This window comes from Kitasatospora sp. NPDC057512 (assembly GCF_042802135.1).
Lineage (GTDB): Bacteria > Actinomycetota > Actinomycetes > Streptomycetales > Streptomycetaceae > Kitasatospora.
Genome location: NZ_JBHVET010000036.1, coordinates 1 through 24,653 on the forward strand (window position 1 = coordinate 1; position 24,653 = coordinate 24,653).

The 24,653-nt window shown below is 73.6% G+C and carries 28 protein-coding genes; 12 read left to right on the plus strand and 16 right to left on the minus strand.

Annotated elements, in window-relative coordinates; all coding sequences use genetic code 11:
* Window positions 1–38 precede the first annotated feature (38 nt).
* Window positions 39–788, minus strand: coding sequence for a YcnI family protein (locus ACFU6K_RS04655; protein WP_380660884.1), 750 nt, complete (start codon window positions 786–788; stop codon window positions 39–41).
* Between the two features lie 188 nt (window positions 789–976).
* Window positions 977–1,801 (minus strand): hypothetical protein, encoded by an 825-nt coding sequence (locus ACFU6K_RS04660; RefSeq protein ID WP_380660885.1) that lies wholly within the window; start codon window positions 1,799–1,801, stop codon window positions 977–979.
* A gap of 229 nt (window positions 1,802–2,030) precedes the next feature.
* Between ACFU6K_RS04660 and ACFU6K_RS04665 the strand changes: the two genes are divergently transcribed.
* Window positions 2,031–2,678 (plus strand): ATP-binding protein, encoded by a 648-nt coding sequence (locus tag ACFU6K_RS04665; protein ID WP_380660886.1) that lies wholly within the window; start codon window positions 2,031–2,033, stop codon window positions 2,676–2,678.
* A gap of 27 nt (window positions 2,679–2,705) precedes the next feature.
* Here the strand turns inward: ACFU6K_RS04665 and ACFU6K_RS04670 are convergent, their stop codons facing one another.
* From ACFU6K_RS04670 to ACFU6K_RS04700, 7 genes are all read right to left on the minus strand, one after another.
* Window positions 2,706–3,965 (minus strand): ABC transporter permease, encoded by a 1,260-nt coding sequence (locus ACFU6K_RS04670; protein ID WP_380660887.1) that lies wholly within the window; start codon window positions 3,963–3,965, stop codon window positions 2,706–2,708.
* On the minus strand, window positions 3,962–4,690 hold the full coding sequence (locus tag ACFU6K_RS04675; RefSeq protein WP_380660888.1) for an ABC transporter ATP-binding protein: 729 nt from the start codon (window positions 4,688–4,690) through the stop codon (window positions 3,962–3,964). The genes ACFU6K_RS04670 and ACFU6K_RS04675 overlap by 4 nt, the downstream gene beginning before the upstream one ends.
* On the minus strand, window positions 4,687–6,222 hold the full coding sequence (locus tag ACFU6K_RS04680) for a peptidoglycan-binding protein (protein WP_380660889.1): 1,536 nt from the start codon (window positions 6,220–6,222) through the stop codon (window positions 4,687–4,689). The genes ACFU6K_RS04675 and ACFU6K_RS04680 overlap by 4 nt, the downstream gene beginning before the upstream one ends.
* Before the next feature lie 48 nt (window positions 6,223–6,270).
* Entirely contained in the window at window positions 6,271–6,846 is a 576-nt protein-coding gene (locus ACFU6K_RS04685) for a hypothetical protein (protein ID WP_380660890.1), read from the minus strand.
* Complete coding sequence (locus tag ACFU6K_RS04690; RefSeq protein ID WP_380660891.1) at window positions 6,843–7,763, minus strand: hypothetical protein; 921 nt, start codon at window positions 7,761–7,763, stop codon at window positions 6,843–6,845. Before ACFU6K_RS04690 ends, ACFU6K_RS04685 begins: the two co-directional genes overlap by 4 nt.
* A 99-nt stretch (window positions 7,764–7,862) precedes the next feature.
* The gene (locus ACFU6K_RS04695; RefSeq protein WP_380660893.1) at window positions 7,863–8,201 is read right to left on the minus strand and encodes a hypothetical protein; all 339 of its coding nucleotides are present in this window, start codon (window positions 8,199–8,201) and stop codon (window positions 7,863–7,865) included.
* A gap of 85 nt (window positions 8,202–8,286) precedes the next feature.
* Complete coding sequence (locus tag ACFU6K_RS04700) at window positions 8,287–8,511, minus strand: response regulator transcription factor (protein WP_049657156.1); 225 nt, start codon at window positions 8,509–8,511, stop codon at window positions 8,287–8,289.
* Window positions 8,512–8,748: 237 nt separating this feature from the next.
* Here ACFU6K_RS04700 and ACFU6K_RS04705 point away from each other — a divergent pair, with 237 nt between their 5' ends.
* Genes ACFU6K_RS04705 through ACFU6K_RS04720 form a run of 4 tightly spaced genes read left to right on the plus strand, consistent with a single transcriptional unit; the run spans window position 8,749 to window position 11,163 of the window.
* Entirely contained in the window at window positions 8,749–8,979 is a 231-nt protein-coding gene (locus ACFU6K_RS04705; protein WP_380660894.1) for a hypothetical protein, read from the plus strand.
* A gap of 20 nt (window positions 8,980–8,999) precedes the next feature.
* Complete coding sequence (locus ACFU6K_RS04710) at window positions 9,000–10,322, plus strand: amidase (protein WP_380660895.1); 1,323 nt, start codon at window positions 9,000–9,002, stop codon at window positions 10,320–10,322.
* A gap of 50 nt (window positions 10,323–10,372) precedes the next feature.
* Window positions 10,373–10,558 (plus strand): hypothetical protein, encoded by a 186-nt coding sequence (locus tag ACFU6K_RS04715; protein WP_380660896.1) that lies wholly within the window; start codon window positions 10,373–10,375, stop codon window positions 10,556–10,558.
* The gene (locus ACFU6K_RS04720) at window positions 10,555–11,163 is read left to right on the plus strand and encodes a TIGR03086 family metal-binding protein (RefSeq protein WP_380660897.1); all 609 of its coding nucleotides are present in this window, start codon (window positions 10,555–10,557) and stop codon (window positions 11,161–11,163) included. The genes ACFU6K_RS04715 and ACFU6K_RS04720 overlap by 4 nt, the downstream gene beginning before the upstream one ends.
* Window positions 11,164–11,250: 87 nt before the next feature.
* Here ACFU6K_RS04720 and ACFU6K_RS04725 read toward each other — a convergent pair whose 3' ends face one another.
* Entirely contained in the window at window positions 11,251–11,394 is a 144-nt protein-coding gene (locus ACFU6K_RS04725; protein ID WP_380660898.1) for a hypothetical protein, read from the minus strand.
* A 202-nt stretch (window positions 11,395–11,596) separates the two neighbouring features.
* On the opposite strand from ACFU6K_RS04725, the gene ACFU6K_RS04730 reads away from it, so the two are divergent.
* Window positions 11,597–12,418, plus strand: coding sequence for an integrase (locus ACFU6K_RS04730; protein WP_380660899.1), 822 nt, complete (start codon window positions 11,597–11,599; stop codon window positions 12,416–12,418).
* 59 nt (window positions 12,419–12,477) lie between these two features.
* Here ACFU6K_RS04730 and ACFU6K_RS04735 read toward each other — a convergent pair whose 3' ends face one another.
* On the minus strand, window positions 12,478–13,437 hold the full coding sequence (locus ACFU6K_RS04735) for a pirin family protein (protein WP_380660900.1): 960 nt from the start codon (window positions 13,435–13,437) through the stop codon (window positions 12,478–12,480).
* Between the two features lie 124 nt (window positions 13,438–13,561).
* Entirely contained in the window at window positions 13,562–14,065 is a 504-nt protein-coding gene (locus ACFU6K_RS04740; protein WP_380660901.1) for an SseB family protein, read from the minus strand.
* 213 nt (window positions 14,066–14,278) lie between these two features.
* Here ACFU6K_RS04740 and ACFU6K_RS04745 point away from each other — a divergent pair, with 213 nt between their 5' ends.
* Both ACFU6K_RS04745 and ACFU6K_RS04750 read left to right on the plus strand, forming a co-directional pair.
* On the plus strand, window positions 14,279–16,108 hold the full coding sequence (locus ACFU6K_RS04745; protein ID WP_380660902.1) for an acyl-CoA dehydrogenase: 1,830 nt from the start codon (window positions 14,279–14,281) through the stop codon (window positions 16,106–16,108).
* 324 nt (window positions 16,109–16,432) lie between these two features.
* Entirely contained in the window at window positions 16,433–17,740 is a 1,308-nt protein-coding gene (locus ACFU6K_RS04750; protein ID WP_380660903.1) for a M18 family aminopeptidase, read from the plus strand.
* 130 nt (window positions 17,741–17,870) lie between these two features.
* On the opposite strand, the gene ACFU6K_RS04755 is transcribed toward ACFU6K_RS04750, so the two are convergent.
* The 3 genes from ACFU6K_RS04755 to ACFU6K_RS04765 form a co-directional block, all read right to left on the minus strand.
* Window positions 17,871–19,700 (minus strand): NHL domain-containing thioredoxin family protein, encoded by a 1,830-nt coding sequence (locus ACFU6K_RS04755; protein WP_380660904.1) that lies wholly within the window; start codon window positions 19,698–19,700, stop codon window positions 17,871–17,873.
* Between the two features lie 47 nt (window positions 19,701–19,747).
* Window positions 19,748–20,779, minus strand: coding sequence for a Fic family protein (locus tag ACFU6K_RS04760; protein ID WP_380660905.1), 1,032 nt, complete (start codon window positions 20,777–20,779; stop codon window positions 19,748–19,750).
* A 110-nt stretch (window positions 20,780–20,889) separates the two neighbouring features.
* Entirely contained in the window at window positions 20,890–21,402 is a 513-nt protein-coding gene (locus ACFU6K_RS04765) for a GNAT family N-acetyltransferase (protein ID WP_380660906.1), read from the minus strand.
* 128 nt (window positions 21,403–21,530) lie between these two features.
* Between ACFU6K_RS04765 and ACFU6K_RS04770 the strand changes: the two genes are divergently transcribed.
* On the plus strand, window positions 21,531–22,019 hold the full coding sequence (locus ACFU6K_RS04770; RefSeq protein WP_049651067.1) for an LURP-one-related/scramblase family protein: 489 nt from the start codon (window positions 21,531–21,533) through the stop codon (window positions 22,017–22,019).
* Between the two features lie 136 nt (window positions 22,020–22,155).
* Window positions 22,156–22,578 (plus strand): DUF350 domain-containing protein, encoded by a 423-nt coding sequence (locus ACFU6K_RS04775; RefSeq protein ID WP_074002038.1) that lies wholly within the window; start codon window positions 22,156–22,158, stop codon window positions 22,576–22,578.
* Window positions 22,579–22,653: 75 nt separating this feature from the next.
* On the opposite strand, the gene ACFU6K_RS04780 is transcribed toward ACFU6K_RS04775, so the two are convergent.
* Window positions 22,654–23,001: a winged helix-turn-helix transcriptional regulator gene (locus ACFU6K_RS04780; RefSeq protein ID WP_380660907.1), complete on the minus strand. Its 348-nt coding sequence runs from the start codon at window positions 22,999–23,001 to the stop codon at window positions 22,654–22,656.
* A 104-nt stretch (window positions 23,002–23,105) separates the two neighbouring features.
* Between ACFU6K_RS04780 and ACFU6K_RS04785 the strand changes: the two genes are divergently transcribed.
* Window positions 23,106–24,032: an NAD(P)-binding domain-containing protein gene (locus ACFU6K_RS04785; RefSeq protein ID WP_380660908.1), complete on the plus strand. Its 927-nt coding sequence runs from the start codon at window positions 23,106–23,108 to the stop codon at window positions 24,030–24,032.
* A 23-nt stretch (window positions 24,033–24,055) separates the two neighbouring features.
* A complete protein-coding gene (locus tag ACFU6K_RS04790; RefSeq protein ID WP_380660909.1) occupies window positions 24,056–24,625 on the plus strand; it encodes a GNAT family N-acetyltransferase in 570 nt (189 codons plus the stop codon).
* Window positions 24,626–24,653: the final 28 nt, after the last annotated feature.

Consider the following 24,653-nt stretch of genomic DNA (forward strand, 5'->3'; position numbering starts at 1 on the left):
GTACCGGTGTTCCGGGTACGGGCCCCGCCGGCGTGGGGTCAGGAGGCGGCGTTGCCGCTCTTGCGGCGCAGGCCGAGCACACCGACGGCGGTGCCGATCACACCGACGACGATGCCGACCACGCCCAGGGTGCGGGCGGTGGAGTCGCTGGACTTGGCGTCGCCGGAGGCGGCGGCCCGGTCGGAGCTGTCCCCGTGGGCGCCCGCGGCCGGGGAGGCGGTGACGCCGTGGCCGTCACCCTCGGCGGCCTTGGTGAGCTTCAGGACGGGCGCGGGCTTGGCCGGCTCGGGCTGGCCGTCCTTGGTCTCGTCGATCCAGCGGGCGATGTCGCCGTTGTCGTAGGTCTGGAGGGTCTTGAAGACCAGGTTGTCGGTGTCGGTCGGCAGCGGGCCGAGCGAGACCCGGAACTCCTGGAACTGGCCGGGGGCGATCCTGGTGCCGGCGTCGGCGGTCCAGGTGATCTTGGAGACGGCCTCGGTGACGTCGTTGCCGTGCACCTTGATCGGCTTGTCGAGCTTGGCCTTCTCGACCGCGGCGGTCCAGCCCGGCAGCGGCAGGGTCCGGACCGAGGCCAGCGGGTGGTCCAGCGGGAGGTTGACCTCCAGCTTCACCGTGCCCGCCGTGTCGCTCTCGTTCGGCACCCGGAAGTCGACGGCCGTGTAGCCGCCCTGGGCGGCCGCACCGGGGTTCACGGTGACGTGCGCGAAGGCGGGGCCGGCCAGCGCCACCACGGACGCGGCGGCGGTGAGGGCGACGGCGGCGAGACGGCGGGCGGGAAGGGAACGCATGATGCGGGTCTCCGATCGGAGCTCGGCGGCAGCCGGAACCGGCGACGGACGGGAGCCGTGCCGCGGGGGCCGCGGGGGTGGGGACGTGGGGGTGGAGCCTCGGGCCGCCCCGGTGGTCGGAGGGGAACGGCCGGACGGTACGCACGCCGGGCACCCGGGACGGCCCGGAGGCCGTCAGGAAACGCCGGTCAGTACGCGAGGGCCCCGCACGGCGGGCCGCGCCGCACCACGCTGTGCCGCAGCACGGCACCCGCCGGGAGCGGGCTCTCCCCGCCCCGGGCACCGAACCGGCGGGCCGGGCCGGCCGCCCCGAACAGATCGCGCAGCAACGCGGCCACCAGCGCGAACGCCGTACGCAGCGGCGCCGCCCAGTGCGCCCGGGCGGCCGTGGCGGCCACCCGCAGCAGCTGCCACAGGGCCGCCTCGCCGCGCCGCAGCCACCAGCCCGCGACCAGCGCGGCGCCGAGGTGCCCGGCCAGCATCGACGGCGTCATGCCGAAGACGCCGGCCTGCCACCAGGGCGCGGCGGCGAACGCGTGCGGATCCAGGCCCGCGGAGGAGACCAGCTGCTCCGGGGACGGGCTGCCCGGCAGGCCGAGCAGCGTGCCGGGGCGGGCCTCGTTGCAGATCAGCCGGCCGGCCACCTGCGGCACGGTCAGCGGACCTGAGCCGCCGTGGTGCATGCCGGCCATGGAGCCGTTGAAACCGTTGAAACCGTGGAAGAGGCAGTGCAGTCCGAGTTGCCCGGCACCGAGCGCCCCGGCGATGGCCGCCAGCGAACGCTCCCGCCCGCCGCAGACCACCGCGAACGCCAGCACCGCGGCGAAGCCCAGCGCCAGCGCGGTCGGCGGCACGTTCCCGCCACCCGCCAGGGCGTGCCCGGCGGCGGCTATCAGGGTGCACACCAGCGCGAACGGGACCGCCCGGGCAAGCCGTAGGTCCCAGGCGGCGGACCCCACCGGCTGGGCCGGTCCGGGGGCGCCCGGGAGCGGGGCGGCGGCGAGGGCAGTCATGGCCGGGCCATCCTCTCATTGCGTACGCCGCCGACACGGGCAGGGTGGGAAATCCCTACGAATGCCCCTTTCGGCGGCGCGTGCGAGGGGGCGTACGCGTCGCCCGGCACAGACCCCGGCCCCCGGTCCATCCGCCGAACGGGCGGTAGCGGCCCCCGGGCACGGTTCGCCGGGGAATCGCCCGGAGATACCTAGTTGTATGTGGAGCCGCAGCCAGGAGGGACCTCCCGTGGACATCTGGTGGACTCTGCACCTCAAGCGCGACCCGGCCAGCGTTCCGCTGGCCCGGCGCATCCTGCTCGGTGCGATGGCGACCGCGGGCGTCGACCCGCAGATCGCGGACGACCTCGGCGTCGCCCTCACCGAGGCCTGCGCCAACGCCGTCGAGCACGGTGCCACCGGGCGGCCCGACGACGGCTTCCAGGTCACCGCCTCGATCTGCGGCGACCGGCTGCGGATCGAGGTCACCGACTCGGGGCCCGGCCTGCCGGCCCCCGCGCCCGCCGGGGCCGCCGCCGTCCGCCGCACCCCCGCCCCGGACCAGGCCCGTGCGGCGGTGGCGGGCCGGGCGCCCCGCCGCACCCGTCGCGGCCGCGCCACCGTCCCGGCCCGCGTCCTCGCCGCCCACGGCCCCCGCCGCGACGGCCACCCGTACGACACCCACGTCCTGCCCTGTCGCCCCAGCGTCCCCACCCTGCGCCCGGTCGACCTGGACACCCTCCCCGACCTCACGGCCGAGTCCGGCCGGGGTCTCTTCCTCATCCACGCCCTCACCGACCACGTCCAACTGCGCAACCACCCGCTGCGCGGGGCGATCGTCAGCTTCGACAAGATCCTCAAGTGGCAGGACGGCGCGTTGCTCCAGGCGGCGTCGTAGGGCGGGTGAGCGGGGGAGCCGGGTCGGTCAGTGGCGCAGGGCTTCGGCCGGTTCGACGGCGGCGGCCCGGAGGGCCGGGTAGAGGCCGGCCAGCAGGCCCACCAGGCTGCCGGCCAGGGGTGCGGGCAGGACCGTCCAGGGCTGGAGCAGGGCGGTCCAGTCGCGGGCCAGCGCGACCAGCACCACGACGGCCACGCCGATCGCGGTGCCGATCAGTCCGCCGAGCGTGCCGAGCACGGTGGACTCGGTGAGGAACTGGGCCGCGATGTGCCGGGGCCGGGCGCCCAGGGCGCGCCGCAGGCCGATCTCGCCGGTGCGCTCCAGGACGGCGACCAGCGTGGTGTTGGCGATCCCGACCGCGCCGATCACCAGACAGATGGCGGCCAGCAGCAGGAACAGCCCGGTGAGGTCGGTGGAGACGGAGTCCCGCAGGGTGTGCGGGTCGGGCGGGGCGAGGGCCTCGAAGTCCTTGGGGGCCTCCGGGCGCAGGGCGGTCGGGGCCTGGGAGGCGACCAGGGCGGCCGCGCCGGTCCGGGTGCGGATCACCATCCGGGCCCGGCCGTTCTCCCCGGGCGGTGGGTTGCCCCAGAGCGTTCGCGCGGTGGTGGTGGGCACCATGATGTCGAGCGCGGTCTCGGGCAGTCGGGTGCTGCCGTCGATGATGCCGATGACGGTGAAGCCGACGCCGTTGACGAACACCGCGGGGTGGGCGTCGAGGCGGCTGATGCCGAGCCGTCCGGCGGCGGCCGAGCCCAGGACGGCGACGCGCAGGCCGCGTTCACTGTGGAAGGCGTTGTAGACGGTGCCGGCGGAGACCCGGGCCTCGATCGCGTCGAAGCCGCCGGGGGAGAGCGCCAGGATGTTGAGCCCGGCGCCGGAGCCGGTGCCGGGCACCGGGGAGGTGGAGATCCTCGGCTCGGTCAGCGGCGCGCTCCAGTAGACCCCGGCCGCGACCGCGCCGTTGAGCCGGCCCGCCCGGCGGTCGGCGTCCTCGGGGAAGTCCATGGCGGCCCGGTGCTGTCCGTTGCCGAGGACCACCTCCGCTCCGCTGCCGACCAGGGTGACCGTGGTGTTCTGCAGCGCCGAGAAGCGCTTGCCGATCTGGCCGGTGGCGCTGGAGGTGAGCCCGAGGACGGCGACGAAGGCGCCGACGCCGAGGACGGTGCCCAGCAGGGTGAGCACCGACCGGCCGGGCCGCTGCACCATGCCGGACAGCGCCTCGCTCAGCAGGTCGGTCAACCTGAGCCGGGAGAGCGGGACTTCGGTGGACGTGGCGCGTCTCCTCACCGCTCGACCGCCGCCCCGGTCGCGCTCAGCCGGCCGTCCCGGATGGTGATGGTCCGGCGGGCCCGTTCGGCGACCTCCCGGTCATGGGTGATGACCAGCAGGGTCAGGCCGCTCCCGTGCAGTTCCTCGAACAGTTCCATGACCCGCAGGGCCGTCGCCGAGTCGAGGTTCCCGGTCGGCTCGTCGCACAGCAGGAGCGACGGCCGGTTCACCAACGCCCGTGCCACCGCGACGCGTTGGCGTTCTCCTCCGGACATCCTGGAGGGCAGGGCCTCGGCCCGGTGGCCGAGGCCGACCTGGTCCAGGACCCGCCGGGCGGCCTCGGCCCGGCCCGCCCTGGCCGATCCGTTGTAGACCTGGGCGAGCATCACGTTCTCCAGGGCGGTCCGGTACGGCAGCAGGTGGAAGGACTGGAAGACGAAGCCGATCCGGCGCCCGCGGAGCGCGGTGCGACGGGCCTCGGAGAGCGCGCCGGTGTCGATGCCGTCGAGTTCGTACGTGCCGCCGCTGGGCCGGTCGAGCAGGCCGAGCAGGTTGAGGAAGGTGGACTTGCCGGAGCCCGAGGGGCCGATCACGGCGGCGTACTCGCCGCGGGCGACCTCCAGGTCGAGGGGGTGCAGGGCGGTGACCGGCGGTGGTCCGGGGAAGGTGCGGAACGCCCCGCGCAGCCGGATCACCGGGGTGTCGCGGTCCGCTCCGGCGGGGTCCGTCTCGGCGCCGCTCACCGGCCGACCACGACCTGCTCGCCGGGCCTGAGTTCGGCTCCGGCGGCGGGCTTGACCTCGACGAAGCCGTCCGCGGCGACGCCCGCCGTCACCTCCACGGTGCGCCGGGTGCCGTCGGCGCCGGCGACGGACACCGAGGTCCGGCCGTCGACGCCCGAACTGATGGCCGAGGAGGGCACGGCGAGCACCTCGCCCTGGGTGGAGGCGGCGACCACGGTGATCCGGACGTCCTGGCCCTCCAGGGCCGGGTCCCAGGGCGCGTCGGGCGTGACGACGAGCGGGACGTAGGGGTCGGTGCCGGCGCCCGGGGCCGCCGGTGCCGCGCTGGCGGCGCCACCCCCGCCGCTGCCACCGCCACCGCCGCCACCGGGGCTGCCCGGGGTGACGAGCGCGCCCACCGAGCCGACCTTGGCGGGGAGTTGGACGCCGGTGGTCTCGGACAGCACGGTGACGTCCATGCCGGGTTTGACCAGCGGGGCGTCGCCGGGGAGCAGGTGGCCGGTCAGGTTGAGGCCGCCGGCGGTGAGGGTGAGGACCGGGGCCGTCACCCTGTCGCCGACCCTGGCGCCGACGGCGCCCACCCGGGCCGGCAGCGCGGGCAGGAAGACCACCTCGGCGGCGGGCAGTTGGGGGCCGTCCTTGGCCTGGGCGCGGGCCAGGTCCTGCTGCTTGGCGGTGAGATCGGCGCGGGCCCGGGCGAGTGCGGCGGCGCCCCCGGAGGGCGCGCCGGTCCCGGTGGCCCCCGGGGCCGGTGCGCCGCTCTTGCCGGCCGCCGTGCCCGCCGTGTCCGCCGTGCCCGCCGTGGCCGCGGCGGTCGGCTCGCCGCCGCGGGCCGGCTGGCTCGCCAGGTCCTGGACGGCCTGTTTGGCCTGGTCCACGGCCTGCTGGGCGGTCCGGACGGCGGTGGCGGTCTGGTCGCCGGTGGTGGCCGCCGGGTAGCCGAGCTTCTGGTAGAGCCTGGCCACCGCGGCCTTGGTGGCGGCCCCGAAGTACCCCTTGTCGTCGCCGCCCGGGTAGTACCCCATGTCCCGGAGCACGTCCTGCAGTTGGCCGATGTCGCCGCCGGACTCGCCCGGCGCCATGTCGCGGTAGGCGGGCGTCGAGCCGGGCAGGGCGATCACCGGCCGTCCGGACACCTCGGCCAGCACCTGTCCGGAGTCCACCGCGTCCCCGCTGCCGACCTTCAGCGCCGTCACGATCGGGTTGCCGCCGCCCGGGCCGCCGGCGCTGGCCGAGACCGCGCCCGGCTGCACCGGGAAGGACTGGCCGGCCGTGAACACCCCGCGCAGGACGGTGGTGTTGGACAGCACCCGCTGCACCACCGGCGCCGTGAGCACCGTGGCGGGCGGCGCCTTGGCGTCGGCGGCGGCCTGCTCCGGCGAGCGGATCAGGGTGGCGGCCCACATCCCGCCCCCGGCGGTGACCGCCGCGACCAGGGCGATCACGACGATCAGCCGCCGCCGTCGACGCGGGGTGGGCCCGGCCGGGGTGGCGGGTTCCGCTGCGGTGGCCTCGGGCTCGGGTGTCTCCACGGCTTCCATTTCCGGTACGTCTTCCGGTGCTTCGCGCTCGGACGGGGGTCAGCTGCTGCGGGACGGGGCGGCGGTGCCCCCGGGGCACGGCAGCGGGTTCTGGATGTCCGTAACCTTCCACACCCCGTCGATCCGACGCATCGTCATGATGCTGAGCTGTTCGGGCCGTTGGCCGACCTGGCTGATCTCGCGGCCGGTGCCCGCGTCCACGATCCGCCAGGCGTTCAGGTCGACGCAGTCGTACATCCGGCGGGCCTCCCCGTCGGTCCACACGCCGAGCAGCCGGTGCCTCACCTCGCCGCTCATGTGCTGTCCCTCCTGGCGCAGCTGGTCCACCGAGGCGCGCAGGATGGAGAGGTTGGGCTCGTCGGCGTGGGCGTCCAGCGGCGCGGCGGCGACGTCGCCGGCCCGGGCGACCTTCGTCCACTCGTCCCAGTAGGCGAGGTACGGCTGCCGCAGGTCGTCCCCGACCGCGGTCAGCCGCTCGCCGTACGGGCCGGTGGCGGTGGTGCGGTCCGGGGCGGCCGAGGAGGTGCCGGAGCAGCCCGCGGCGGCCAGGACGGCGGCGCAGGCCAGGGCGGCGGCGGCCGTCCGCGCCGGGCGGCCGGGCCGGGCGCGGCTCACTGGCCGTGCTCCCGCAGCACCGCCGCCGCCTGGTCGAGCTGGGACTGGATGGCGGCGCGGTAGGCCTTCAGCTCGTTGTCGTGCTGCTCGATCAGCTGTTTCTGGATGGCGCTCTGCACGCCGAAGGCGATGCCGGAGAGGTTGGTCTGCCGGGTGCAGGCGACGTCGGCCTTGGCGGTGTCGATCTCCCGCTGGGTCACGGTGGGGCCCCAGGACTCGGTGCTGAGGCTCTCGGGGTTGCCGTAGGCGTAGCCCCGCTGCTTCATGCAGGACGCCCACTCGGTGGTGGCGGCGACCACCCGGGCGTCCGCCTTGGTGCGGTTCATCGACTGGCCGGTGAGGTCGCCGTAGACGTCGGCGGCGGGCGGCTTGTCGCCCTTGAGCTTGCGGTCGGCCTCGCCGGTGCAGCCGCCGGGCGGGGTGCTGCCGCCGGCCGGCTCGCCGCCGGTGGGGGACTTCAGCCCGGACAGCGCGGTGAACTCGGCGGGGTTCATCGGACTGCTGTTGGTCTTGGCTCCCCCGATGCTGCCGGGTGCGTGGAACCCGTACTGGGCGGCCTGCGCCTCGTTGAGGAACCCGTACGGCGTGGGCATGTCGTCCTTGCCGGCCTTGGTGAGGTCGGCGTTGTTCGGCTGCCAGGAGGCGAAGCCGAGCCGCTTCATGCAGTCCTGGGTGAGCAGGCCCTGCGCCTTCGCGATGCCGGTCAGCTCCTGGGGGCTCGCCGCGAAGGCCCGCAGCGGGAGCTGCTGGGTGTCGGCCACGGTCGTCGGGCTGGGCGTCGCGGTCAGGGCGGGCGCGGCGGCCCGGCCGCCGGATCCGCCGGTGGCCGGGGCGGCGCTCCCGCCGGAGGAGCAGCCGGTGAGCAGGGCGAGCCCGGCGGCGGCGACGACCAGGGCGGTGCGGCGGTGGGACCTCACGAGTGGACCTCATCGGGTGGGCGGGCCGGTAGTCTCGGGCGGAGCCCTCTTCGCCCCATTAGCGGTGGGGCGAAGAGGGCCGTGGTGCGGTGGGGCAGATCAGCACTTGGTCTGCTGGTTGGCGTAGGCGCCGGAGATGTAGTCCTCGAAGGTGTAGCCCCAGACGCCGGTCTTCCGGTCGGTGTTGCTGTCCCAGGCGAAGTAGCCGTTGACGGTCGAACCCGGGGTCCAGCACCAGTCGTTGGTGCCGTGGCCCGGGTAGCCGATGCCGTTGATGGAGTTGCTGGTGTACGGGCCGCTGCGGATGTTGGCGGCGGTGGTGTAGTCGCTGACGTAGAGGGCGTTGGCGGCACCGGTGCCGAGGGTCAGCGCGGCGACGGCGGCGGCCGCCACGGTGGCCACGCGGCCCATCCGGTTCTTGAGCATGGTGATCCCCATCTCTCTTGGTGCGGAGGGTAGTTGCCGATGCCCCGAGTGGGGCCAGGACATCTCAGCACCGGGCCGGACGGGTCCACCAGTGTCCTCAGGTACAGTCCTCCAGCCGGAACAGCAGGGCCGCCTGGGCCAGTTGGATGCGCGAGCACACGCCGAGCTGCTCGAACAGGGCGGCGGTGTGCGCCTTGACGGTCCGCTCCTCGATCCGCAGTTCGGCGGCGATCTCCTGGTTGGACAGGTCGGTTCCGATGAGTTCGAGGACTTGGGCGCGGCGCTGGGAGAGCCCCCTGACCCGGTCGGCCGCCGCGCGCATTCTCGAAAGATGATCGATCGTCAAAAACACTGCATCGCCCATCGGTTCCCCCCGTAGCCGAGTCTGGAGCGTACGCGCAACCAGTCTCGGCCGGACGGTAGGCCCCGTCAACGTGGATGTCACGGAGAGAGACGCTCCGGATGTCCGCGGTGAGCCGGCCGGGGCTGGCCGTACGGGTCGCCGGCCGGTGGTCCCGCTCCGGTTGCCGGGTGCGCGCGGCGGTCGGACGATGGGGGCATGATGCACCAGATGCGAGCCGAGTACGGCGCCGGCGGCGAGGCCGGCGGGGTGCGGCTGTGGCACGTGGTCCGGGGTGAGGAGAGCGTGGCGATGTGCGGCCGCGAGCTCGACCCGGGGGCGCGGGTGCGGGAGGCGGTGGACTGGGGGAAGACCCCGGAGCTGTGCTGTCACACCTGCGGGGCGTACTTCCTGCGTGAGGCGCCGTACCTGGCGGCCGAGCACCCGTAAACGGCGCTACCGTGCTCGGCATGGAGGAATCCCTCGTCCGGCCGCGGCCGTTGACCGATGAGGCCGCCGGGCTGCGCGCCGGTGTGCCGGAACTTCCCGAGTACGTGGACCGGTTGTGCGCGCTGGTCGAGCGGGTGGACCCGCTGATCCACGCGTTCGTGCCGGAGCCCGGGCGGTACGACCGGCTGCGGTCGCGGGCGCGCGAGCTGGCCGCGCGGTACCCGGAGCCCGACCGGCGGCCGCCGCTGTACGGGGTGGCGGTGGGCGTCAAGGACATCGTGCACGTGGACGGGCTGCCCACGCACGGCGGTTCGGCGCTGCCGCCCGGGGTGCTGGCCGGGCCGCAGGCCGTGGTGGTGGACCGGCTGCTGGCGGCGGGGGCGCTGGTCGCGGGCAAGACGGTGACCGCCGAGTTCGCCGCGAGCGCCCCGGGCCCGACCCGCAACCCGCACCGCCCGGGGCACACCCCGGGCGGCTCCAGCAGCGGGTCGGCGGCGGCGGTCGCGGCCGGGCTGGTGCCGCTGGCGATCGGCACCCAGACGGTCGGCTCGGTGATCCGCCCGGCCGCGTACTGCGGGGTGGTGGGCTTCCGGCCGACGTACGGGCGGATCCCGATCGCGGGGGTGATCCCGAACGCGCCGAGCCTCGACACCCTGGGGACCTTCACCGCCGACCTGGCGGGCGCGGCCCTGGCGGCCCCGCTGCTCTGCGACGACTGGCGGGGAGACGACCGGATCGGTGCTGCTGAGGTCCGGCAGCCCGTGCTCGGGGTGCCGGACGGGACGTACCTGGAGTGCGCCGAACCGGCCGCGCTGCGCGCCTTCGAGGGGCAGCTGGTCCGGCTGGCGCGGGCCGGGCTCACGGTGCGCCGGGTCGAGCTGTTCCCGGACTTCGCCGAGGTCGCCCGGCAGCTGCAGACGGTCAACCGCTTCGAGCTGGCCCGCAGCCACGCCGACTGGTTCGCCCGCTTCGGCGGTCTCTACCGGCCGGAGACTGCGGTGGGCATCCGGATCGGCCAGGGCGTCGCGGCCGAGGACCGGGAGGCCGCCCTGAGGTTCCGGGAGCGGCTGCGCGAGCGGGTGGCCGCGGCGGGCGCCGCGGCCGGGGTGGACCTGTGGCTGGCGCCCTCGGCGACCGGCGGGGCGCCGGAGGGCCTGCACAGCACCGGGGACGCGGTGATGTCGCTGCCGTGGAGCTTCCTCGGGCGGCCGGCGCTGAGCCTGCCGGCCGGGCGGACCGAGGAGGGGCTGCCGCTGGGCCTCCAGGTGGTCGGAGCGCCGGGCGGGGACGAGCTACTGCTGGCCCAAGCGGCGTTCATCGAACGGGCGTTGGCGGAGCGTTAGGCGAGCGCCGGATCGGCCGGGTCGAGGTGGTCGGCGGGCCGGTCCCGGTCGTGCACGACGAGGGCGACACCGTCGTCCCGCCGAGCGAGGCGCACCGGCTGCGCGAGGCGTACGGGGGGTGGCCGGAGCTGATCGTTACTCAGGGCCTGGGCCGCAGCCGGATTATCGCGGAGCCGACCGTTGTTGATCAGGTGATCGGGTTCATCTCTGCCGGCCGGGAGGTCGCTGTCGTATGAGGATCATCGAACTGCACGCACAGGCCATGGAGTTGGCCGTCCAGGTGGTGGACGGCTTACGGCCGGACCAGCTCGACCTGCCCACCCCCTGCGCCGGGTGGACGCTGCGCAAGCTGCTGGAGCACTGCGTCGGCCAGCACCAGGGCTTCGCCGCGGCCGCCCGCGGCGCCGGGCCGGACCTGGCGCTGTTCGCGGACGCCCCGCTCGGCGCCGACCCGGCGGGCGCCTTCCGGCGCACCGGTACCGACCTCACCGAGGCCTTCCGGGAGGCGGCTGCCGCCGACCGGCCGCTCTGGCTGCCCGAGATCCGTGACGGCGGCCCCTTCCCGCTCACTCAGGCGGTGGGCTTCCACCTGCTGGACACCCTGGTGCACGGCTGGGACGTCGCCGCCGCGCTCGGCACCCGGGACGCGCTGGTCGCGGCGGTGGACGGCGACGACGCGCTGGCCACCGCGCTGCTGACGGTGACCGAGGCCGTCCCCGACACCGAGGAGCACCGGGCGCCCGGCCGGGCCTTCGCCCCGGGGCTCGAACCCGGCGGTGGCACCGGCCGGTTCGACCGCGCCCTGGCGCTGCTCGGCCGCGACCCGGCCTGGAAGCCGTAGACCGCGTCGGCCCCGGGGTTTCCGGAACACAGGGGATTCCGGAAACCCGGGGCCGGCCCTCGACCCGTGTCCGCGGTGGGACAGGCCCTACGAGCGGCGAGCGGCCCCGGCGCCCCGGGTGTCGGGGCCGCGCTGCTCGTCGGGGAAGCGCGGCCCGCCGATCAGGAACAGCAGTGCGGCGGTCGGGAAGCCGAGCGAGGCGGCCAGCAACACGATGAACTCCCAGAACATCTTCCGCTCCTCGTCAGTCGCGGGCCGCCCGGACACCCGAAGGTGGTCCCAAACCCGCCCCGCTCCGATTGGCCGAATCGTCCGGTCACTGTCCGACGGTATGGCCGAATCACCCCGGCTGCCACCGGGCGCCGGGCCCGGCCCGCGCCACACCGGCGCACGGGTCTGGGCGCGGGCCGGGGGCGGCGGCCACACTGTCGGGATGCAGCTACAGCTCGCAGGGGAAGCACGGCGGCCCGACCGCGAGAGCGAGGACTTCGCGGTGGCCTCGCCGGAGGCGCTGGTCCTGCTGGACGGCGCGAGCTCGCCGGTCGGTCTGGAGTCCGGGTGCCGGCACGGGACGGCCTGGTACGTGCGCCGGCTGGGCGTGCACCTGCTCGCCCGGCTCACCGACCGGGCGGACCGCTCGATCGCCGACTGCCTGGCCGACGCCATCGTGGAGACGGCCGCGCTGCACGGCGGCCGCTGCGACCTGGCCCACCCGAACACCCCCGCCGCGATGGTCGTCGCGGCCCGGCGGCACGGCGAGGCGCTGGAGTACCTGGTGCTCGGCGACTCCCTGCTGGTGCTGGAGTTCAAGGACGGTCCGCCGAAGGTGATCGGGGACAACCAGCGCTTCCCCGGCGGCGAGGAACTGCGCCGACAGGTCTGGGAGACCGTCCCCGGCTCGGCCGAGCGGGCCGCGCTGCACCTGGAGTACGTGCTGGCCGTGCGCGCCGCCCGCAACCGGGGCAACGGCCCGTGGATCGCCGCCGCCAGCCCGCGGGCGGCCGAGCACGCCGAGACGGGCTTCGTCCGGCTGGACCGGCTGCACGCGCTGGCCGCCCTCACCGACGGCGCCTCGCGCTACACCGAGCGCTTCGGGCTGGGCAGTTGGGGCGACGTGCTGCGGCTGCTCGCCGAGTCCGGCCCGGGCGAGCTGATCGCCCAGGTCCGGGCGGTGGAGCGGGCGGACGCCGGCTGCGAGCGCTGGCCGCGCGGCAAGACGCACGACGACGCCTCGGCCCTGTACGCGCTGCTGTAGGCGGTGAACGCGCGAGGGCCCGGACCGGGTGCGGTCCGGGCCCTCACGAGCGGGCGGGCTCAGTGGCCGTCGGCGGGGATGGTGCCGAGGCGGCCGGCCTGGAAGTCCTCCATGGCCTGCTGGAGTTCACGGTGGCTGTTCATCACGAACGGGCCGTAGTGGGCGACGGGTTCGCGGATCGGGAGGCCGCCGAGGAGGACGACCTCGAAGTTGTTGTCGCGGGAGTCCTGCTTCTCGTCGGCGCGCAGGGTGATCGAGTCGCCGTCGCCGAAGACGACGGCCTGGCCCCGGTGGAAGGGGCGGTGCTCGGTGCCGGCCGAGCCGTTGCCGGCGAGGCCGTAGGCGAGGGCGTTGAAGTCGGAGCGCCAGGGCAGGGTGATCTGGGCGCCGGGGTTGATCGAGGCGTGGATCATGGTGATCGGGGTGAAGGTGGTGCCCGGGCCCTGGTGGCCGTCCAGCTCGCCGGCGATGACGCGCAGGAGCGCGCCGCCGTCCTCGGTGCTGAGCAGCTTGACGCTGCCGCCGCGGATGTCCTGGTACTTCGGGGTGATCATCTTGTCCGAGGCGGGCAGGTTGACCCACAGCTGGAGGCCGTGGAACAGGCCGCCGGACTGCACCAGGGACTCCGGCGGGGTCTCGATGTGCAGGAGGCCGGAGCCGGCGGTCATCCACTGGGTGTCGCCGTCGGTGATGGTGCCGCCGCCGCCGTGCGAGTCCCGGTGGATGAACGTTCCGTCGATGATGTAGGTGACGGTCTCGAAGCCGCGGTGCGGGTGCCAGGGGGTGCCCTTGGGCTCGCCGGCCGCGTAGTCCACCTCGCCCATCTGGTCCATCATGATGAACGGGTCGAGGTACTTCTGGTTGATCTTGGCGAAGGCGCGGCGGACGGGGAAGCCCTCGCCCTCGTAGCCCTCGGGGGCGGTCGCCACGGTGAGGACCGGCCGTGCGCTCGTGACGGCGGGGTCCGGCGTGGTGACGCGCGGGAGGGTCAGCGGGTTGTCGACGGTCACGGCGGGCATGTCGGCCTCCTTCGGGGGGTGTCTGGCCTACATCCATGAGGTTAGTTCAATCCTCAACAACAAGCAAGTTGAAAGTTGAACTATGTAGCGACGAAGGAGCGCGGGGCTCCTCGTCCAGCATGGGTCAGCCGTACATCCGGCGCATCGTGAAGTCGACCATCTGCTCGACGGCCTTGGCGTCGAACACCATCCGGTGCTCGCCCTCCATGTCCAGCGCGAAGCCGTAGCCGGTCGGCAGCAGGTCCAGGACCTCGGCGCCGGTGACGGTGAAGTGCTTGGAGTCCTTGCCGGCGTAGCGGCGCAGCTCCTTCAGCGAGCTGAACATCGGGATCACCGGCGTCGGGGTGTTGTGCAGCGCCAGGAAGCCGGGGCGCTCGCCGCGGGGGCAGTGCACCTTCGAGGTGATGAAGATCGCCTGGAAGTCCTCGACCGCCATCGAGCCGGTGGTGAAGGCCCGGACGGCGTCCGCGAGTGAGGGTGGCGAGGGTTCGGGGTACAGGGACTGCTGGGGGGCCTGCGACTGCCCGCCGTAGGCGTCGGGTCCGGGCATGCCGTTCATGCCCTGCTGCGGTCCCGCCTGCTGCTGGTAGGGGTCGCCCGGGTATGTGTTCTGGTCATATCCGTACACACGGACAGGCTAGCGGGAGCGCACCCCTCTCCGCTGGCACCGATCCTGACAAGGAGTGGCCGCGTCGGCTGTGGGACGTGACCACGTTCATAGCGGATTCGCCGGCGGGGGCTTGCCCAAGTTACCGCTGGGTAGCATCATGATGCCTACTGGTGGGTACGGGACGCCGGAACGCGGCGGTCTCCCGGAAGCGACGAACCGGAGATAACGGCCATGGGTCACTACAAGTCCAACCTGCGGGACGTGGAGTTCAACCTCTTCGAGGTGTTCGGCCGCGAGCAGGTGTACGGCACCGGACCGTTCGCGGACATGGACGTCGAGACCGCGAAGAACATCCTCAGCGAGATCGCGCGCCTCGCCGAGAACGACCTCGCGGCGTCCTACGCCGACACCGACCGCAACCCGCCGGTCTTCGACCCGGAGACCAACACCGCGCCGATCCCGGCCACCTTCAAGAAGAGCTACCAGACCTTCATGGACGCCGAGTGGTGGCGCCTGGGCATCCCGGAGTCGATCGGCGGCCAGGTCACCCCGAACTCGCTGATCTGGGCCTTCGCCGAGCAGATCCTGGGCTCCAACCCGGCCATCTGGATGTACTCCTCCGGCCCGGCCTTCGCCGGCGTCATCGCCGAGGAGGGCACCGAGGAGCAGCTCGAGGTCGCCAAGCGGATGACCGACCGCCTGTGGGGCTCCACCATGGTCCTCACCGAGCCCGACGCGGGCTCCGACGTGGGCGCCGGCCGCACCAAGGCGATCCAGCAGGAGGACGGCTCCTGGCACATCGAGGGCGTCAAGCGCTTCATCACCTCGGGCGAGCACGACATGTCCGAGAACATCATCCACATGGTGCTGGCCCGCCCCGAGGGCGGAAAGCCGGGCACCAAGGGCCTGGGCCTGTTCATCGTCCCCAAGTTCGACTTCGACTGGGAGACCGGCGAGCTGGGCGAGCGCAACGGCGTCTACGCCACCAACGTCGAGCACAAGATGGGCCTCAAGGCCTCGAACACCTGCGAGATGACCTTCGGCGCCAAGCACCCGGCCAAGGGCTGGCTGCTCGGCGACAAGGTCGACGGCATCCGCCAGATGTTCAAGATCATCGAGTTCGCCCGGATGATGGTCGGCACGAAGGCCATCGCCACCCTCTCCACCGGCTACCTGAACGCCCTGGAGTACGCCAAGGAGCGCGTGCAGGGTGCCGACATCTCGCAGTTCCTGGACAAGACCGCCCCGCGCGTCACCATCACCCACCACCCGGACGTGCGCCGCTCGCTGCTGACCCAGAAGGCCTACGCCGAGGGCATGCGCGCGCTGGTGCTGTTCACCGCGTCCACCCAGGACGACATGATGGCCGCCAAGCTGCGCGGCGAGCACGACGAGGCCGCCGAGCGCCTCAACGACCTGCTGCTGCCGATCGTCAAGGGCTACGGCTCGGAGAAGTCCTACGAGCAGCTCGCCCAGTCGCTCCAGACCTTCGGCGGCTCCGGGTACCTCCAGGAGTACCCGATCGAGCAGTACATCCGGGACGCCAAGATCGACACCCTGTACGAGGGCACCACGGCGATCCAGGGCCAGGACTTCTTCTTCCGCAAGATCGTCAAGGACGGCGGCCAGGCGCTCACCGCCCTGAACGAGCAGATCCAGAAGTTCATCGGCTCGGCCGAGGGCGGCGACGCCCTGGCCGCCGAGCGCGAGCTGCTCGCCAAGGCCGCCGGCGACCTGGAGGCCATCGTCGGCAAGCTCATCGCCGACCTGACCTCGGTCGAGCAGGACGTCAAGAACATGTACAAGGTGGGCCTGAACACCACCCGCCTGCTGATGGTCTCCGGCGACGTCGTGGTCGGCTGGCTGCTGCTGCGCCAGGCCGCGGTGGCCCTGGCCAAGCTGGAGGCCGGCGCCTCCGAGAAGGACGTCCCGTTCTACCAGGGCAAGGTCGCGGCCGCCCGCTTCTTCGCCAAGAACGTCCTGCCGACCGTCGCCCCGCAGCGCCTGATCGCCGAGGGCATCGACAACGAGATCATGGAGCTGGCGGAGGAGGCCTTCTAAGGCCCGCGCCCCCCTCGAACCGCCTGACACACCCTCGTACCGAAGGGCCCGGCTGCCACCGGGCCCTTCGGTGCGTCCGGGGCCGTGGTGGGGGTGTGCGTCCGGGGCGGTGCTCCGGGTGTGCGTCCGGGGCCGTGGTCGGGGCGTGCGTCCGGGGCGGTGGTCCGGCGGCGGAAAGCTCCGACCGTGCGCGGCGGTTCACGGTCGTGTCCGGGTCGTGCACCGAACCAGGTGTTCCGAATGCCCTGTCCGTGTACGGGCATATGCTCAGGTGCGAAGCCGACTCCCCATCCGGCTTCGGCCCTCACTCGACCCAGGAGCAGCATGTCGACCGCCGCCCGCCAGGCATTCTTCGACCGGACGCACAGCGACGACCTGATCGCGTTCCTCGGCACCTCACCCTCCCCGTACCACGCGGTGGCGAGCGCCGCGGAGCGGCTGGAGAAGGCGGGCTTCCGGCAGGTCACCGAGACGGACGCGTGGGACGACGCGGCCGGCGGGCGCTACCTGATCCGCGGGGGCGCGCTGATCGCCTGGTACCTGCCGGAGGGAGCGGGCCCCGAGACGCCGTTCCGGATCGTCGGCACCCACACCGACTCGCCCAACCTGCGGGTCAAGCCGGTGCCGGACACCGGCTCGGAGGGCTGGCGGCAGGTCGCCGTGGAGATCTACGGCGGCGTCCCGCTGAACACCTGGCTGGACCGCGACCTCGGCCTCTCCGGCCGACTCGCGCTCAAGGACGGCACCGCCCGGCTGGTCCAGCTGGACGAGCCGCTGCTGCGCGTGCCGCAGCTCGCCATCCACCTGGACCGCCAGGTCAACGAGGGCATGAAGCTCGACAAGCAGCGCCACCTCACCCCGATCTGGGGCCTCGGCCCGGTCGACGAGGGCGCGCTGATCTCCTACGTCGCCCAGCGGGCCGGTCTGGCCGCCGCCGACGTGGTCGGCTGGGACCTCATGACCCACGACGTCCAGCCCGCCTCCTACCTGGGCCGCGACCGCGAACTGCTGGCCGCCCCGCGCCTGGACAACCTGCTCTCGGTGCACGCGGCCACCGCCGCGCTCGCCGCCGTCGCCACCGCCGAGGGCGCCGCCCGCCTGCCGTACATCCCGGTGCTGGCCGCCTTCGACCACGAGGAGACCGGCAGCGAGTCCGACACCGGCGCGCAGAGCCCGCTGCTCGGCACCGTGCTGGACCGGACGATCCACGCGCGCGGCGGCACCACCGAGGACCGGGCCCGGGCCCTCGCCGGCACCGTCTGCCTCTCCTCGGACATGGGCCACGCCGTCCACCCGAACTACAGCGAGCGGCACGAGCCGGGCCACCACCCGATGCCGAACGGCGGGCCGATCCTCAAGGTCAACGTCAACAACCGCTACGCGACCGACGGCGTCGGCCGGGCGGTGTTCGCGGCCGCCTGCGAGAAGGCGGGCGTGCCGTGGCAGACCTTCGTCTCCAACAACGCCATGCCCTGCGGTACGACGATCGGCCCGATCACGGCGGCGCGGCTGGGCATCAAGACGGTGGACTGCGGCATCGCGGCGCTCTCCATGCACTCGGCGCGCGAGCTGTGCGGCGCGGAGGACCCGTACCTGCTGGCCAGCGCGCTCAAGGCCTTCCTGGAGGGCTGACGGCGGACGCGGAAGGGGCCCGGCGGTCGTCCCGCCGGGCCCCTTCGCGCTGTTCCGCTGTGCGTTGATCCTGTGCGTTGTTCCTGCGCGCTGCTCCGCTGCGCGGTGTTCCGGTGCGTGCCGCTGCGGGTTACTCCATCCCGGCCAGGACCAGCGGGAGGCGGCGGGCGCCGTCGGCGACCAGCTTCACCGGCACGCCCCAGTCCTGCTGGTGCACGTGGCAGGCCGGGTACTCGATCTCCGGGTCGTCGTCGCAGGAGGCGGCCATCGCCGAGACGTGCAGCACGCCCTCGGCGACCTCGGCGGAGAGCACCAGCTCACGGGAGAGGTCGGTGTCCGCGCCCGCGCCGGAGACCAGCAGCTCGGGCGGGGTCGAACTGACCAGCAGCCGGGTGGACGGGCCGTAGCGCTCGTCCAGCTTCTGGCCGTTCGGCGCCTCGAAGACCACGTCCAGCCGGAAGGCGCCCGGGGCGACCTCGGTGGCCGCGCGCCGGGTGCGGTGCGCCACCGACTCGACCCGCACCGCCTCTTCCGGCAGCCGCAGCCTGGTCAGCCGGTGCCGGGCCGACTCGACCACCACGATGTCGCCGTCCACCAGCACCGCCCCGGAGGGCTCGCGCAGGTCGGTGGCCAGCGTGCTGACCTCGTCGCTCGCCGGGTCGTAGCGGCGCAGCGCGTGGTTGTAGGTGTCGGCGACGGCCACCGAGCCGTCCGGCAGCACGGTGACGCCCAGCGGGTGCTGGAACAGCGCCTGGTCGGCCGCGCCGTCGCGGTGGCCGAAGTCGAACAGGCCGGTGCCGACGGCGGTCCGGACCGCCCCTGTTTCACGTGAAACCCAGCGCAGCGCCGAGGTCTCGGAGTCGGCGACCCAGAGCCGCTCGCCGTCCGCGGAGACCGCGAGACCGGACGGCTGGGCGAACCAGGCCTCGGCGGCGGGCCCGTCCACCAGGCCCTCGTTGGTGGTGCCGGCCGCGACCGCGACCGTGCCGGCGGCCGGGTCGTACGACCACAGCTGGTGCACGCCGGCCATCGCGATCCAGACCCGGCCGTCGAACCAGGCGACGTCCCACGGCGAGGAGAGGTCCACCTCGCGGGCCGGGCCCTCGGTGGCCGAACCCTGCCACCACTGGCGGCCGGTGCCGGCCAGCGTGGTCACCAGGCCGTCGGCGAGGCGCACGCCGCGCAGGGCGTGGTTGACGGTGTCGGCGACGACCACGTCGTACGCCGAGCCCTCCGGCAGCAGCGCGAGGCCCTGCGGCTCGCTGAACCGCGGGCCGTCGCCGTCCGTGCCGTCGCCGTCCACCAGCCCGCGCTGCCCGTCGCCGATCCGGCGCACCACCGTCTCGCCGTCCTCGGCCAGCTCGACCAGCGAGTGGTGGCCGGAATCGGCGACCAGGAAGTGGCCGTTCGGCAGCCGGACCGCCTTGCCGGGGAACTTCAGGGCCCCCGCGGTCGGCTCCGGCGCCACGTACGGGCCGTCGCCGCGGCGCAGCGTGCCCTTCGCGGCGTGCTCCGCCTCCAGCTCCTCGACCAGCCGGGCGAGCGCGTGGGCGTGGCCCTCGCCGGCGTGCTGGGCGACCACGTAGCCCTCCGGGTCGATCACCACCAGCGTCGGCCAGGCCCGGACGGCGTACTGCTTCCAGGTGGCCAGCGCCGGGTCGTCCAGCACCGGGTGGTGCACCTCGTAGCGGGCGACGGCGTCGACCACGGCCTGGTGGTCGGCCTCGTGCACGAACTTCGGCGAGTGCACCCCGACGATCACCACGGTGTCGCGGTGCTTCTCCTCCAGCTCCCGCAGCTCGTCCAGGACGTGCAGGCAGTTGATGCAGCAGAAGGTCCAGAAGTCCAGGATCGTGATCTTGCCCCGGAAGTCGGCGAGCGCGAGCTCCTTGCCGCCGGTGTTCAGCCAACCGCCTGCCCCGACCAGCTCGGGGGCGCGTACACGTGCACGAGATGCCATGCGTCAATCAAACCGCACGCCCCCTGCCCGCATTCCGGTGCGGGGCGTCAAGCCGTGGAGCGGGGCCTGCGCTGGTGTTTGGCGGCCTTGTAGGCCGCGACGGACTTGCGTGACGAGCGCCAGACTCCGTCAGGGCCCTGTACGGCGTTCAGGCGACCGCGCTGGGCTGCCTGTCGGAGCGCCGCGAGAGACAGCTCTTCATCGACGAGTGCGGCGAGCGGGACCATCCTCGCGGGGCCGGCCACGTTGGGGACGATGAAGCGGTTGAGATTGTCCTCCATCGCCCGGGCGATCAGCTCGCCCAGGGTGCCGTAGTCTCCCGCGTCCGCCCTGCGCAGTGCGGTCAGGTACGCGTCCCGCTGTCGCTTGAGGATGATGATCGGCGGATACCCGAGGCGGACGAGGACGAGGTTCATGACGAGTCGACCGGTTCGGCCGTTCCCGTCGAGGAACGGGTGAATCCGTTCGAACCGGTTGTGGATCCTGGCCAGTTCCTCGGGAAGGGGCCGGTCGAGATCCGTGCTCTCCTCGATCAGCCGGCCAAGAGCACAGACCTCGGCAACCCACTGCTCGACCTGTGCCGGGACCAGCGGCCAGCGTGGCGGCGTCATGCCTTCGGTGAAGGGGGCGATGTCGTGCTCGCGGAAGTTGCCGGGGCCTTCGCGGTCGCTCGCGTCCGGGTGAGGTGCCACGTTCCAGACCGGGGTCATCGCCGCGTGGTGGATATGGCGGATCTCGCCGAGGGTGACGAGGCGGCCGTCGTGCCAAGCGTCCGGTTCCAACGCCTGGCCGTAGACCCAGCGGGCGGCGTCAGCGTAGCCCTGGACCTCGTTGTACTCGCTGAGCGGCTTCGCCCCGACGGCCCGACCTTGATCCAGGAGTGCTTGCACCTCGCGAAGGACCAGGGTGTTGCCCTCAAGCGCGGTGGAGTGGTGTGCTTCCTGATGCCAGATGTCGTCCCAGATCTCCTGAGCTTCCCTGGGACTGGGGAGTCCGCCGAAGCGCTCGTTCAGCTCGGTCAGCGCGCCGGTGAGTCGGTTGTAGACGGTACTGCGGCTGGGCCTGCCTCGTCCTGCCAACGTCGCTCTCCCCAGAGTTGATACATGCCATCAGCGGCTAATTGAACTTATCAACTTCGAGGGCCGCAAGGATCTGACCGGTACACGGCGACCCTTCGGGCCGCGAGGGGTTACGGCCGGGTGAGGTCGGCCTGCCAGCGGGTTTCGCCGTCCTGGGTGCGGGCGGTGCGGTGCAGGCCGAGGGCGGTGGCGATCCTGGCGGAGGCGGCGTGGTCGGGGTGGACGTGGGCGACGGCGGTGGTGACGCCGGCGGCGGTGAGGTGGGCGAGCAGGGTGCGGGCGGCCTCGGTGGCCAGGCCGCGGCGCTGCCAGGGGGTGCCGACCACCCAGGCGAGTTCGGCTCCGTCGGGGCGGACGGTGGTCTGCACGTAGCCGGTGAGGGCGCCGTCGGCGCGCAGCCGCAGCACCCAGTTGCCCCAGGCCTCGGCCGGGTCGGGGGAGCCGGCGGCGAGCCGGGCGCAGCGGGCGCGCAGCTCCTCGACGGTGGCCGGGCGGCCGCCGGTGAAGGCGTGCAGGGCCGGGTCGGCGAGCGCGGCCGCCAGCTCCTCGGCGTGCCCGGGGGCGATCGGCAGCAGGTCGAGGCGTTCGCTTCGCAGTTCGGCGGTGGTGAGGTCGGGGTGCATGGCCGTATTGAAGGGGATCGGGGGCCGTCGTGCGACGGGGTTTCCGGTCGGCCGTCCCGTGGCGGTGCTTTCCCGCGGCCGGGGGTCCGGGGTCGAATGGGGCGGACGTCAACACGAGGAGGTCGCACGTGCGGTACCTGGTCAGGGAGAAGCTGTTCGCGGTCGGCGACGACTACTGGATCGAGGACGACCGGGGCCGCAAGGCGTACCTGGTGGACGGCAAGGTCCTGCGGCTGCGGGACACCTTCGAGCTGAAGGACGCGCACGGGCGGGTGGTCGCGGTGGTGAAGGAGAAGATGCTCACCGTCCGCGACGCGATGAAGATCGAGGATGCCGACGGCGAGGTGGTCGCCACCGTCCGGGAGAAGCTGTTCACCCCGTTCCGGGACAAGTACCTGGTGGAGCTGGCCTCCGGCGGCGAGCTGAAGATCCACGGCAACCTGATCGACAAGGACTACCGGATCGAGAACCAGCACGGCGACGACCTGGCCCGGATCAGCCGCAAGTGGTTCCGGATCCGGGACACCTACGGGGTGGAGATCGCCGACGGCGCGGACACCGGGCTGCTGCTGGCCGTCGCGGCCTGCGTCGACCACCTGGTGCACGAGGACGACTGACCCGCCCCCGGTTTCCGGATCCCGGTCCGCCCCTCACCCGGGTGGGGTATCTTTTGCCAACCCTTGACCAAGGCGGTCGGGGCCCTGACCAGCCGGTCGGGGGGCTGGCGTGAGCGGACCGGGGGCTGGAACCACGATGAACGACATCCTGCACGGGCTCGGTGCGGCGGCGGCCTACGGCGCCCTCGGCGTGGTGCTGCTGCTCCTCGGCATCGGCCTGGTCGACCTGCTGACGCCCGGCAGGCTCGGCCACCAGATCTGGGTCGAGCGCAACCGCAACGCCGCCGTCCTGCTCAGCTCCGCGCTGCTCGGCATCGGCGGCATCGTCTTCACCGCGATCATGTACACCTACGCCGACTTCGCCAAGGGCCTGCTGTCGACGGCCTGTTACGGCCTGCTCGGGCTGGTGCTGATGGCCGTCGCGTTCTGGCTGGTGGACCTGCTGACGCCGGGAAAGCTCGGCGCGATCCTGGTCGAGCCGGAGCCGCACCCGGCGGTGTGGGTGTCCGCCTCCTGCAACATCGCGGTGGCGGCGGTGGTGTCGGCCGCGATCGCGTAGGGCCGGCGCCTCGCCGGGCGGGGCGCCCCGGGTGGCCGCGTTGCGTCGTCGGATGGGGCGCTCCGGGTGGCCGCGCTACGCCGGGTGCGGAGCCCCGCCCAGGAGGTGCTCCCGGCCCCAGTCGCCCAGCGGCCCCAGCGCCGTGTTGAGGCGGTGCCCCGCCTCGGTCAGCGCGTACTCGACCCGCGGCGGCACCTCCTCGTACGCCTCCCGGTGCACGATGCCGTGCGCCTCCATCTCGCGCAGGTGCGCGGCCAGCACCTTCTCGGTGATCCCCGGCAGCAGCCGGCGCAGCTCGCCGAAGCGGCAGTGCGGGCGCTCGCCCAGGGCCCAGAGGATCGACACCTTCCACTTGCCGCCGATCACGTCCATCGCGGCGTCCGTCCCGCAGATGTACGCCCCCGGCCTCGGCACGGTCGCCATGCCCACCCCTTCCACCCCTCCGACCTGGATACTGACCCCAGGGTAACCACCCACTTCGAAGTGCGTACTTGATCGTTTCCGGGGCGGGCGCGGAGGCTGGCTCCATGGCAACCAACCCCGTTGAGAACGTGTCCGAGACCACGCCCACCCCGCTCGCCCCGTCCACCACGCCCACCCCGCTCACCCTGCTCGGCCTCGGCGCGATGGGCGCCGCGCTGGCCGAGGCCTGGCTCGCCGCCGGGCACCCACTGACCGTCTGGAACCGCACCGCCACCCGCGCCGAGGGGCTCGCCGCCCGCGGTGCCACCGTCGCCGCCACCGCCGCGGAGGCCGTCGCCGCGAACCGGCTGGTCGTCGTCTGCCTGCTCGACGACGCCTCCGTGCCGGAGGCGCTGGACGGCGTCGACCTGACCGGCAAGGACCTGGTCAACCTGGTCACCAGCACCCCCGCGCAGGCCCGCGCCCGCGCCGCCTGGGCCGAGGAGCGCGGCGCCCGCTACCTGGACGGCGGCATCATGGCCGTCCCGCCGATGATCGGCGTCCCGGCGGCCGGGGCGTACGTGTTCTACAGCGGCTCGTCCGAGCTGTTCGAGGAGCACGGGGCCGCCCTCGCCGTCCCGGCCGGCACCCGGTACGTGGGCACGGATCCCGGGTACGCGGCGCTGCACGACGTGGCGCTGCTCAGCGGGATGTACGGGATGTTCGCCGGGATCGCGCACGCCTTCGCGCTGGTCCGCGGCGAGGCCGTGGCACCGAGCGAGCTGGCGCCGCTGCTGGGCGGCTGGCTCGCCGCGATGTCCGGCTCGGTGGCCAGGACCGCGGAGCAGCTGGAGAGCGGCGACTACACCGAGGGCGTGGTGTCCAACCTGGCGATGCAGGTGGCCGGCCGACGGACGCTGCTGGGCACCGCCGCGGAGCAGGGGGTGAGCGCCGAACTGCTGGAGCCGTACTTCCGGTTGATGGAGCGCAGGCTGGAGATCGGCAGTGGCGAGGAGGACCTGACCGGGGTCGTCGACCTGCTGCGACGGTGAGGCCCGGCCGGTAACGTACCGGCATGGCAGACCTCGAAGAACGCGCCACCGTCGTCGCGTCCCACTCACGGCGGGCCGGAGCGGGGGTGGTGGTCCGGCCGCGCCGCGCCGACGACCTCGCCGACTGCGTCCGGGTGCTCGGCGACGTCCACGCGGCCGACGGCTACCCCGCCGACTGGCCCGACCGCCCCGCCGCCTGGCTGGCCCCGGACGGCCAGCTCGCCGCCTGGATCGCCGAGTCGGACGGCCGGCTCGCCGGACACGTCGGCCTCGCCCGCAGCACCCCGGGCGACCTCGCCCCCGCCCTGTGGGGCCACCGCACCTGCGGCCGCCCGGAGCTCACCAGCGTCATCGGCCGCCTCTACGTCGCCCCCGCGGCGCGCGGCCACCTCATCGGCGCCCGGCTGCTGGCCTGCGCCGTGACGCACGCGCGGGCGCTCGGCCTGCACCCGGTGCTCGACGTCCTCGCCACCGACACCGCCGCCGTGGCCCTCTACCGCCGCCTCGGCTGGACCCACCTCGGCAGCGGCGACCAGCGGTGGCCCTCCGGACGCACCGTCACCGTCCACTGCTTCGCCGCCCCGAGGGGATGAGCCCCGGCCCGCCCGGCCACCACGGCCG